Source organism: Pseudomonas capsici (genome assembly GCF_017165765.1).
In the GTDB taxonomy this organism is placed as follows: Bacteria; Pseudomonadota; Gammaproteobacteria; order Pseudomonadales; family Pseudomonadaceae; genus Aquipseudomonas; species Aquipseudomonas capsici.
In genome coordinates, this window is record NZ_JAFGZD010000037.1 from 1 (window position 1) to 10,411 (window position 10,411).

The window sequence follows — 10,411 nt, forward strand, 5'->3', positions numbered from 1 at the left end:
CTTGAATGATTCTGTGTACTTACTCATAACGTCCCCCAAGGGTTGGATGGGTGTCCAACTTCTTGGGGGCAGTTCAGTCCTCTGACATGGCATTCAGACCATCCTTGTTACAAACTCTCTCGTTATAAACTTGCTCATCTTCCCTGCAAGGCCGAACCTGACAAGCCAATCGCTATCAAAGCCTAACCATTTCCCTTGAGGGCAAGTGATGAACAGTTTTGTGCGAAACCTCGTCATGGTGATGCTGGTTGGCCTTTCAGGCATCGGCGTTGCCCAGGCGCAGGATCAGCCGGGCCGAAACGGGGCTACCAGCAATCCCTACAACAGCCCGATCCATCGCGCCAACCCCAACAGTCGCCAGGGCACCCAGCCCAGCACGCCGCAGGTGCCCAACATCGGGCCTGCGCCTCGCCCACCTACACTGGAAAACGGCGGGATCCGCAACGGCTACCCAACCCGGCAGCCGCAACCCAGCCCGACTATCCAGAACAATCAGAACACGACTCCCAAACGCCCTTAACCCATCCCCGCAGTAGTCGGGGCCTCTTCTCAATGCATAAGGAAACGCCCATGTTTAGAAAAACCCTGATCGCGGCAATGTGTGCCACGGCCATGTCGTGCCTGCCGTTGACTGCCAGCGCGGCCGACGAGGCCGTGAAGCAATACAAGAGCGAACTGGGCACTGTCAGTGTCAGCGAAGTGGCAGGCGGGCTGGATCATCCATGGGCTCTGGCGTTCCTGCCGGACAAGAAAGGCATTCTGGTGACTGAGCGTTCAGGCAATCTGCGCGTCGTTTCGCCAGACGGCAAACTCTCCGGCCCGATCTCGGGTGTTCCGCAAGTCTGGGCCAAAGGGCAGGGCGGTTTGCTGGATGTGGTGCTGTCCCCGGATTTCGCCAAGGACCGTCTGGTCTACCTGACCTATTCCGAAGGCAGCGGCAAGACGGCTGCCGAAGGCGAAACGGCAGGCACCGCTGCCGGACGTGGTCGTCTGTCAGCCGACCTGAGCAAACTGGAAGACTTCACCGTGATTTTCCGCCAGCAGCCCAAACTGTCGGTGGGTAACCACTTCGGCTCGCGGATGGTCTTTGACCGCGACGGCTACCTGTTTATCGCCCTGGGTGAAAACAACGACCGCGCCACCTCCCAGGACCTGGACAAGCTGCAGGGCAAGGTCGTGCGCATCTACCCCGATGGCAATGTCCCCAAAGACAACCCCTTTGTCGGGCAGAACAACGTGCGTCCGGAAATCTGGTCTTACGGCCATCGCAACCAGCAGGGTGCGGCCCTCAATCCGTGGAGTGGCACCGTATGGACCAACGAGCATGGTCCAAAGGGTGGCGATGAATTGAATATCATCGAACGTGCCCAGAACTATGGCTGGCCACTGGCGACCCATGGCATCAACTACTCCGGGCAACCGATCCCGGAAGCCAAGGGCAAGTTTGTCGAGGGTACGAAAGTGCCGTTCCATGTATGGGAAAAGTCGCCGGGTGTCAGCGGCATGGCGTTTTATAGCGACGGCCCTTTCAAAGCCTGGGACCACAACGTATTTATCGGTGCACTGGCCACCGAAGAGTTGATCCGCTTGCAGTTTGAAGGCGACCGCATCGTTCATGAAGAACGTTTTCTGAGCGATATGAAACAGCGTATTCGCGATGTTCGCCAGGGGCCGGATGGTTACTTGTATCTGCTGACCGATGACGATAAGGGAAAGTTGCTTAAAGTCGGTTTGCAACAGTAAATGAAAACTCCCGCATGAATGATTCATGCGGGAGTGTTTTCAACGCTTAGCGGTCTTGAGCGTCGCGCAGCACTTCGCCTGTCTTGGCGTCGACTTCGAAGTCCCACTCCACGCCCTTGGCGTCTTTCAGCTCGATCTGATACACGTAGCGGCCAGCCTGTCTTTCCAGCTCGGTATCGTGGATCTGGAAGCCTGGGTGTTTGGCCAGAGCCTGTTTGTTGAACTGTTCAAAGTCTCCGACCGCGCCGGACTTTTGCAGACGAATCACTTCGTCAGGACCAATATCGGCCTGTGCCATACCGGCAGCAGTAGTCAGGGCAAAAGCGGTGAAAAGAGCAGGCATAAGTTTCATGATGTATTCCTTCTGATGGGACTGCTAAATGGATGCTTGGCCAGTTGATTCGTTCAACTGTTTTGTTGAAGCCAGATTAATGCGCCTTACTTAATTCATCCTTAAATATGCGAAACAGGTTGTTTTGCCTGAAAGCGGTCGGCGGGCAAGTGCGCAGCTCATGCAGACAGAGGTTGTAAAAAAACGGCGGTGAACGTAAAAGGTGGCCCCCAGCCAGATGGTGCTCGCCTCTGCACTGGTCCCCGTTACCCTGGAGTTCATCGATGATTTCGTCACGCCGACCTGCTGCGCGTCTGGTTTCGTGTCTGTTGCCTTTTGGCATGGCTGTCACTTCACCCCTGCTGGCTGGCGAAGCGGTGAATCTCGAGGCCGTGAAAGTAACGGGTAGTGCCGAGGCGGCCAGCCCGGATTATCAGGCGCGCGAGGCGTCGGTCGGCGGCTTTGGCGAGACGGCCCTGATCGACAACCCGGCGTCTGTTTCGGTGTTCACCGATGCCCTGATCAAGGACCGTCAGGCCAGATTGCTCAGCGAAGTCCTGCGCAATGACGCCTCGGTGGGCGAGGGCTATGCGCCAGTGGGCTATTACGAGAACTTCGTGGTTCGCGGCTTTTCCCTGAATGCCGCCAACAGCTATCGCATCAACGGGCGCACCGTTGCCGGCGAGCAGAACGTGGCGCTGGAAAACAAGCAGCAGGTGGAACTGCTCAAAGGCCTGTCCGGACTGCAGAGCGGTGCCGCCGCACCGGGCGGGCTGATCAATTACCAGACCAAGCGTGCCCAGGATGTGCGCTCGGTGACGGTGTCCACCAATGAACATGGCGGGCGCTATATCGCCACGGACGTCGGCGGCTGGTTCGGCAGCGAAAATCAGTTCGGCCTGCGCGCCAACCTTGCCCATGAAGACCTGCGCTCCTACGTCGAGCATGCCGATGGCCAGCGTGATTTCGCCTCCCTGGCGTTCGACTGGAACATCAGTGATCGCGCCCTGCTGCAACTGGACGTCGAATACCAGACCAGGGAACAGCGCTCGGTCCCGGGCTATCAATTGCTCGGTGGCACGGCCTTGCCGCATAACGCTTCGCCGCGCAGGCTGCTGGGCTATCAGAGCTGGTCGAACCCGGTGGGCATCGACTCGCTGAACATGAATGGCCGCTTCGAGTACCGGTTCAACGACGCCTGGAAGGGCAGCCTCAGTGCGTCGCGCAGTCGCGTGGTGATCGACGACTACAGCGCCTTTGCCTGGGGCTGTTATGGCTCGGCCAGTTGCGCCGCCGAGGCGGTGCCCAATCATTTCAGCGCCGAAGGCGGCTACGACATCTACGACTTCCGCAGCCCTGACGACACTCGCCGCAACGATGAAGTCGAAGCGGCCATGACCGGCACCTTCGACACCGGCTCGCTCAAACACGAACTGACCTTCGGCACTAGCGCGTTTCGTCGCACGGTCGATACCCGTGGCACCTTCAATGAGATGGTCGGCTCGGGCAACATCGATTCAACCCCTGATGCGGTATCGCCTTCGACGCTGCCGCTGCCCGATAGCGAGCGCCGTCTGGACAGCCGCCAGTACGGGCTGTTCGTGACAGACCGGATCAGCTTCAACGAACACTGGCAGACCGTACTGGGCGGACGTCAGGTACGTCTCGACGAACATGCCTACAACGAAGATGGTAGCGAACAGCGCCATACCCAGCGCTCGATCTTCCTGCCTCAGGCGGCACTGATCTACAAGCCGGTGGAAAACGTTTCGCTCTACACCAGCTACAGCAAAGGCCTGTCGCTGGGCGGCACGGCGGCCTGGTTCACCACCAACGCCAGTGAAATTCTTGCGCCCACCGTATCGCGTCAACTGGAGGCGGGTATCAAGTACGACTGGCAGCGCATGAGTTTCAGTGCGGCACTGTTCCAGATACGTCAGACCTATCAATACTCCAGACCCAACGACGATGGCAGCTTCACCTACGTTCAGCAGGGCGAGCAGAAGAATGTCGGCCTTGAACTGGGGGCCAATGGCTGGGTGACCGAGCGTCTGCAGGTTTCGGCCAGTGCGGCGGCGATCCGGGCGCGGGTCGAGGACAGCGGCACCCCGGCTTATGAAGACCATCAGGCGCTCAATGTCCCGAAATACCGCGCCAGCCTGCAGGCCGACTACAGCCTGCCGATCCGTGGCCTGGCGTTGCTGGGCGGCATGCAATACAGCGCCAGCAAATACGCCAACCGCGAAGGCACGGTGAAGGTCAACGACTACGCTCTGTTCAATGTCGGCAGCCGCTACAGCACCCGCCTGGGCGACTACGACACCGTGTTTCGCCTGACCGTGGATAACCTGTTCGACAAGCGCTACTGGCGCGATGCGGGGGAATACCTGGGCGACGACTACCTGTTCATGGGCGCGCCGAGAACGGCGACCTTGTCGGCTTCAGTCAATTTCTAAAGCCGAACCGGCAGGAGCGATCAGTTAAGGTGATAAATCACTTTGTGGGAGGCCGCTTGCTGGCGATTTCAGCGTACAGACGCAGAATATTCGTCGGTTTCAGCCCGTTTTCGCCAGCAAGCTGTCTCCCACAAGTTTGCGTATGCCTTAACTGATCGACATTACACCTGCTGGACCGCTCCACCACACAAATTCATCTGCTTTGCTATCCTTCGCGCCCTGCGCGTACAGGCGCTCTTTTCAGACATGTTTACGGGGGCTTCATGACAGCCATTGTTAAACCACGCCCTCAGCCATTCTCCAGGGCCGACTACAAGACCTTGAGCCTGGCCGCTCTGGGCGGCGCTCTCGAGATCTACGACTTCATCATCTTCGTATTCTTCGCCCTGACCCTCAGCCAGTTGTTCTTCCCGCCAGAAATGCCCGAATGGCTGCGCCTGCTGCAAAGCTTCGGCATTTTCGTCACCGGCTATCTGGCGCGTCCACTGGGCGGCATCCTGATGGCGCACTTTGCCGACCGTCTGGGTCGCAAGCGGATGTTCAGCCTCAGCATTCTGATGATGGCCTTGCCCTGTCTGCTGATCGGCATCATGCCCACTTACGACCAGATCGGTTACTGGGCGCCGCTGATCCTGCTGGCGCTGCGTATTCTGCAAGGCGCTGCCGTGGGCGGTGAAGTGCCGAGTGCCTGGGTGTTCGTCGCCGAACATGCGCCCGTCGGGCATCGCGGCTATGCCCTTGGAGTCCTGCAGGCCGGGCTGACGTTCGGGTATCTGCTGGGCGCGTTGACCGCCACCTGGCTGGCTCGGGTATTCACACCTGCGGAGGTCCTGGATTACGCCTGGCGCATCCCGTTCCTGCTGGGTGGTGTGTTTGGTGTGGTGGGGGTCTGGCTGCGTCGCTGGCTCAGCGAAACCCCGGTATTCGTTGCCATGCAGGCACAGCGCGAGAACATGCAGGGCCTGCCGCTGGGCCAGGTACTGCGCGAGCATCGCCAGTCGCTGCTGCCCGCGGCCTTGCTCACCTGTGTGCTGACCTCGGCGGTGGTGGTGCTGGTGGTGATCACCCCGACCGTCATGCAGAAAAGCTTTGGCATCAGCGCCAGCGATACCTTTGCCCTGAGCGCTGCCGGCATTGTCTTTCTCAATATCGGCTGTGTGCTGGCCGGCATGCTGGTTGACCGCATCGGTGCCTGGCGAGGCGTGATCGTCTACAGCCTGTTGCTGCCACTGGGCATCGGCGTGTTGTACGCCAGTCTTGTCCAGCAATGGCTGCCACTGACCGTCGCCTACGCCATTGCCGGTCTGGCCTGCGGCATTGTCGGTGTCGTGCCCTCGGTCATGGTGGGACTGTTTCCGCCCGGTATTCGGGTATCGGGCATCTCCTTCACCTACAACATTGCCTACGCACTCTGGGCCAGCACCACGCCGCTGATGCTCATTGCCCTGATGCCCTGGAGCCCGTGGGTCTGTGTCGCCTATGGCGTGGTCATGGGCTGTGTCGGCCTGATTACTGCTGCGGTCTTCGGCCTGCACAAAGGCATGGCGGTGGATGACCGGCTGACCTGCCGCGGCTGAAACCTGCATTCAGTCGGCTGCTCATGGCCTTATCCTTCCTTTCTCTGCCGGGAAGCTACGCTTGCTAATGCCTCCCGGCATTGCACAACCCGTCTGCGGGAGTGCATTCATAGGCCCGGGAGCAACTGGCGGGTTTCTACCTGAAGAAACCGGGCATTCCACCAGAAGCCCTACAGGCGGCGACCCATATTCCTGCAGCATGTGTCGGTTGTGCCAGGACCTTGAATCTGCAACAGCATGCACGTGCCGCATCTGACGAAACCGGGCCGACAACGGCCAGGAGCGTTTTCATGAGCACCTATGACGACAATGCCAGGGAGCAGATTCAGGCATCGCTGCAAAGATGGGCCATGGCTGTCCGCAACAAGGACCTGGACGCAATCACGGCTTATTACCACCCGCAAGTGGTCGCTTACGATGCGATCATTCAGTTGCAGTTCAAAGGCATCGAGGCCTATCGCGAGCACTGGCAATACTGTCTGGGCATGTGCGAGGGGCCAATGCTGTTTGAAATGCAGGACCTCACCCTCCATGTCGATGGCGATGTGGCCTTTGCCCACTGGCTGAACCATTGCGGCAGCGCCGATGAAGGCGGTGAGATGAAAGGTTCGTGGATGCGGGCCAGCGCCGGATACCTGCTTACCGCCGAAGGCTGGAAAGCCGTACATGAGCATTTTTCCGCACCATTCGACATGCAGAGCGGCAAGGCGCTGTTCGACCTGCAACCCTGATCAGGTAAACCGGGGAGAATGAAAAATGAATGTCAAAGCCATTCCCGAGGGCTATCACAGCCTGACCGCCTATCTGAGCGTCGAGCATGCCGCCCAGGCGATCGAGTTCTATACAAGGGCATTCGATGCCGTTGAGGCGTTTCGTCTGGATATGCCCGACGGGCGAGTAGGGCATGCCGAACTGAGTATCGGAAACTCAAGACTGATGCTGTCCGAATCCTGCCCGCAAGGACCTCTTGGAGCACCTGATCCGGCCAGCAAGCCAGCGTTCGGCATGCACCTGTACGTGGACGATGTCGATACCTGCTTCAGACAGGCCATCGACGCCGGGGCTCAGGAGGTCAGCGCAGTCAGCGATCAGTTCTATGGCGATCGCAGTGGCACCCTCAAGGACCCGTACGGGCATTTCTGGTTCATTGCCACACACAAGGAAGACCTGACGCACGAGCAGATCCATGAGCGTGCCCGGCAGATGTTCGATTCCTCTCAAGCGTGATGATATTCAGCCCGCCTGCCTGGGGCAGACGGGCTGAAAGGGGGTGACATACATTGTTGTGACGTGTGTTTGAATATGTGTCGACAAGTGGATCCAATTGTAACAACTGATTGTAATTCTCATTGAGCAAGTTTATCTTTCGCTCTCCTGTGTGCAATACACGACTCAATGCCGTTGAATATATTTATCCATTAGTGAAGTGCTGAGTGGAAAGCTTGCTCTATGGGTTTTTTAAATGGTTTAGTTGGGAGTGTTCTGGCAGTAGTGTAGGAATTTTCTTTGATGTTAAAGTTTTTGAGCGGTTTCCTTTATTTGAGTTTTATTTGTTTTCTGTACGGCGCGCAGTGTCGAAAATAGTTATAAATAAATTTGCCAGTGTGCCGATTTGTTATTTATGCCACGGATGGCGCGCGTAAGAAACTTCCTACCATTTGTGTGTGGGCAGGCTAATCACAAGGAGAAAAACATGTGGGTAACAATCCGGGAACAGGAGGTGTTGGGGCTGCTGTTGCAAGGCTGCACCAACAAGGAAATAGCACAGCAGCTCTGTATCAGCGGCTATACCGTGCGCGATCACGTTTCCTCGCTGCTCAGAAAGGGGCAGGTGAAAACGCGTACCGAGCTTATTGCACGTTACGTAGCCCGTTTGATGACAAGAAGAAACACCCAACCCCCTACATCTGTCGGGTTGTGCAACGATACAGACTGCACATAATTCGTTTCATCCGGCATGTGGCGAGGATGATCAAGAGGCTGGCTGCATTCGGTATCTTCCGATAGATACAAGACAAAGTGTCCGGCGGCCCGGAAATCGGAGCCCGACAGTTGGGGAGGCTGTCGCGTCTTTACTTTGCCGGATGAAACTTGAACGCGTAACCGGATGCTGAACTTTGGCGCTCCTTCACGCGTGCGCAAAGACGATCAACACCGGCTTTGAACACGGGTTCACAACGAAAGAGCAAAAATAAAAGGAGTTATTCCATGACGGTCTGTTTTATTCAGAATGAGGACCTGCCCCACCCATCAATGCGGCTGGACCTTCATGCATCAGGCATTACTGTCCTGATGGACTTTCAACAACTTGCGGCCAGGCAGTCAGCCCTGTCCATGGCGCAACTCTGCGAGCAGCAGGCCAACGTGCTGGGCCCCAGAGGGCTGTTCGCCCGATTTTCCCGGGAAGTCCCGCTGCTGGGGAGGCAGGCCACGGTTTTTGAAGACCTCTACGAGATCAATGACCGTGAGCACCAGCTACTGGCAGAAAAGACCGTGCGCTTCATCCTTGGGCGCTATCGTCGGCGACAGCCCGAGCAGAACCCTTTCAACGGGATGTCCCGGGAGTTTCTGTGCTGTGTCGTCTATGACGAAGCGGCACCCTATACCCGGGCCGAGCGCTACGCCGCAGGCGAGGCGTTGCGCCAGCGCGACAGCGAATACTTCGCCAAGCTCATCGCCACCACCCGCGACACGGTTGAGCGGCGTATTGTCTTTCACGGCCTGCTGGAGCATTTCGACGGCCTGCTGCCGGTCGAACAGAGCATCTACCCGATCAACTACCGGGCGGTTCAGCAACGTCATCTCGATCATGAAGAGGGCATTTACGGCAAGCTCAACCTGACTCAGCCCCTGAGCGTGCTGCTTGAAACCCACACTCCCGAATGGCTGCTGGAAAACCTTTGCGCAATGGTGGGTAACGCTCACTGAGCGGGCGACGCCGGGGTGTCAGTTCTGGAGTGTCAGGCGCAGCAGATCCGGCGACTGATCCTGAATGCTGACCACCCGGTTGCGGCCATTGGCCTTGGCCATGTAAAGCGCCTTGTCCGCCTCGTTCAGCCACATTGCGGCATCCGTGATATGCGGTTGATAGGCTGCAATACCGATGCTCAGGCTGATATTGAGATCGGGAAGCAATACGTCGATGTTTTCCTTGACCACGCTGCGCAGGCGCTCAAGTATCTCGCCGGCCTGTCTGGCACCGGTGGCGGGCAGGATGATGCAGAATTCATCGCCGCCATAACGGCCCGCCAGATCGGTATCGCGCAGGTTTTCGGACAGGGCTTCGCTGATGTTCTTGAGCACCGTATCGCCCATGATGTGGCCGTAGGTGTCATTGATGGACTTGAAATGGTCGATATCGATCAGCGCGATGGCGCAGGGCTGCTCCTGCTTGCGGCTTTTGATGAACTCGACTTCGAGAAGGTCTTTCCAGGAGCCGTGATTGATGAGGCCGGTCAGGCTGTCGGTGCGGCTGAGCTCGCTCAGGACATTGCGGTGTTCCCAGAGCTTGAGTGCAAGCTGATGGCTCATCCAGCCGATGAAGATCGGATAAATCAGCAGCACCGGCAGGCAGGCGTAGATCTGCATCGTGGTGCTGTCGGTATTGATTGTCGGTGACACAAGCAGCAGCGCGAAGATCGCCCCAAGCAACTGCGCCACAAAACCCTGAAGCATCAGCCGCGGGCCGGCTGCCGAAATATTGTGCATGGCCATCATCGCCAGCACCGTGACGCTGGGCAGAAGACTGAACCCCATCGCCCCGACCCAGAAACCGCCCGCCAGGGAGTCGGTCAGCAGGTTGCGCCATTCAGCCTTGTAGGGCTGAGGTGAACGTTTTGCGAGTTGATAGGCGATATGCGGCCAGATAAAGGCATTGACGAATGCCAGCAGCCATAACCAGTGCGCAGCGTTCAATTGATACAGCGACACGGCCACAGTGAAGAAACCTATGCTCACGCCGAGGGTGCGTGGGGCATAAATTCTCTTGGCAAATGAAAGACCTTTGCCTTGTCGTGTGCTCATAGCGCTTACCGGACTGTTGTAAGACCCGGCCAGCAACCCTTGTGTTTGACCGAAGGGCAAGAGTTTCGCCTGATGACGGCACCATGGGAAGAGCCTTTTGCCAGTAATCCTCAAATTGCCTGGCAAAAGCCGATTTCGTAGGAGCGAATTCATTGGCTCTGTCTGCATCAAGTGTTGCAAGTCCCTCAGAGGACTGTGGGAGGCAGCTTTCAGGCGACATCACCCTTTTCGCCAGCAAACAGCCACCCCCCACATTAACAGCGCCGCAACAGAGGCACCAC

10 protein-coding genes are annotated in these 10,411 nt (G+C 57.8%); 8 read left to right on the top strand and 2 right to left on the bottom strand.

Annotated features, from left to right (window positions below; translation table 11 throughout):
- Nucleotides 1-208: 208 nt before the first annotated feature.
- Together JSY17_RS25280 and JSY17_RS25285 are read left to right on the top strand one after the other, a co-directional pair.
- Nucleotides 209-520, top strand: coding sequence for a hypothetical protein (locus tag JSY17_RS25280; RefSeq protein ID WP_206403355.1), 312 nt, complete (start codon nt 209-211; stop codon nt 518-520).
- Between the two features lie 50 nt (nt 521-570).
- A complete protein-coding gene (locus JSY17_RS25285; RefSeq protein WP_122370817.1) occupies nt 571-1,743 on the top strand; it encodes a PQQ-dependent sugar dehydrogenase in 1,173 nt (390 codons plus the stop codon).
- Between the two features lie 46 nt (nt 1,744-1,789).
- Here the strand turns inward: JSY17_RS25285 and JSY17_RS25290 are convergent, their stop codons facing one another.
- Nucleotides 1,790-2,095: a PepSY domain-containing protein gene (locus tag JSY17_RS25290; protein WP_117166122.1), complete on the bottom strand. Its 306-nt coding sequence runs from the start codon at nt 2,093-2,095 to the stop codon at nt 1,790-1,792.
- Nucleotides 2,096-2,358: 263 nt separating this feature from the next.
- Here JSY17_RS25290 and JSY17_RS25295 point away from each other — a divergent pair, with 263 nt between their 5' ends.
- The 6 genes from JSY17_RS25295 (at nt 2,359) to JSY17_RS25320 (ending at nt 9,035) form a co-directional block, all read left to right on the top strand.
- A complete protein-coding gene (locus JSY17_RS25295; protein WP_206403357.1) occupies nt 2,359-4,530 on the top strand; it encodes a TonB-dependent siderophore receptor in 2,172 nt (723 codons plus the stop codon).
- 263 nt (nt 4,531-4,793) lie between these two features.
- Nucleotides 4,794-6,107 carry an MFS transporter gene (locus JSY17_RS25300; RefSeq protein WP_122370815.1) on the top strand — a complete coding sequence of 438 codons (1,314 nt, stop codon included), beginning with the start codon at nt 4,794-4,796 and terminating at the stop codon, nt 6,105-6,107.
- Nucleotides 6,108-6,397: 290 nt separating this feature from the next.
- Nucleotides 6,398-6,838, top strand: a complete 441-nt coding sequence (locus JSY17_RS25305) for a YybH family protein (protein ID WP_117166125.1) — start codon at nt 6,398-6,400, stop codon at nt 6,836-6,838.
- 25 nt (nt 6,839-6,863) lie between these two features.
- Nucleotides 6,864-7,334, top strand: a complete 471-nt coding sequence (locus JSY17_RS25310) for a VOC family protein (protein WP_117181051.1) — start codon at nt 6,864-6,866, stop codon at nt 7,332-7,334.
- Nucleotides 7,335-7,800: 466 nt separating this feature from the next.
- Entirely contained in the window at nt 7,801-8,049 is a 249-nt protein-coding gene (locus JSY17_RS25315; protein WP_117181052.1) for a helix-turn-helix domain-containing protein, read from the top strand.
- 266 nt (nt 8,050-8,315) lie between these two features.
- The gene (locus tag JSY17_RS25320) at nt 8,316-9,035 is read left to right on the top strand and encodes a hypothetical protein (protein WP_206403359.1); all 720 of its coding nucleotides are present in this window, start codon (nt 8,316-8,318) and stop codon (nt 9,033-9,035) included.
- Between the two features lie 18 nt (nt 9,036-9,053).
- Here the strand turns inward: JSY17_RS25320 and JSY17_RS25325 are convergent, their stop codons facing one another.
- The gene (locus JSY17_RS25325) at nt 9,054-10,130 is read right to left on the bottom strand and encodes a diguanylate cyclase (RefSeq protein WP_206403360.1); all 1,077 of its coding nucleotides are present in this window, start codon (nt 10,128-10,130) and stop codon (nt 9,054-9,056) included.
- Nucleotides 10,131-10,411 lie beyond the last annotated feature (281 nt).

Bases quoted from the DNA above. Each gene is read 5' to 3' on its own strand.
- JSY17_RS25280 (WP_206403355.1), top strand. From the start codon at position 209: ATGAACAGTTTTGTGCGAAACCTCGTCATGGTGATGCTGGTTGGCCTT.
- JSY17_RS25285 (WP_122370817.1), top strand. From the start codon at position 571: ATGTTTAGAAAAACCCTGATCGCGGCAATGTGTGCCACGGCCATGTCG.
- JSY17_RS25290 (WP_117166122.1), bottom strand. From the start codon at position 2,095: ATGAAACTTATGCCTGCTCTTTTCACCGCTTTTGCCCTGACTACTGCT.
- JSY17_RS25295 (WP_206403357.1), top strand. From the start codon at position 2,359: ATGATTTCGTCACGCCGACCTGCTGCGCGTCTGGTTTCGTGTCTGTTG.
- JSY17_RS25300 (WP_122370815.1), top strand. From the start codon at position 4,794: ATGACAGCCATTGTTAAACCACGCCCTCAGCCATTCTCCAGGGCCGAC.
- JSY17_RS25305 (WP_117166125.1), top strand. From the start codon at position 6,398: ATGAGCACCTATGACGACAATGCCAGGGAGCAGATTCAGGCATCGCTG.
- JSY17_RS25310 (WP_117181051.1), top strand. From the start codon at position 6,864: ATGAATGTCAAAGCCATTCCCGAGGGCTATCACAGCCTGACCGCCTAT.
- JSY17_RS25315 (WP_117181052.1), top strand. From the start codon at position 7,801: ATGTGGGTAACAATCCGGGAACAGGAGGTGTTGGGGCTGCTGTTGCAA.
- JSY17_RS25320 (WP_206403359.1), top strand. From the start codon at position 8,316: ATGACGGTCTGTTTTATTCAGAATGAGGACCTGCCCCACCCATCAATG.
- JSY17_RS25325 (WP_206403360.1), bottom strand. From the start codon at position 10,130: ATGAGCACACGACAAGGCAAAGGTCTTTCATTTGCCAAGAGAATTTAT.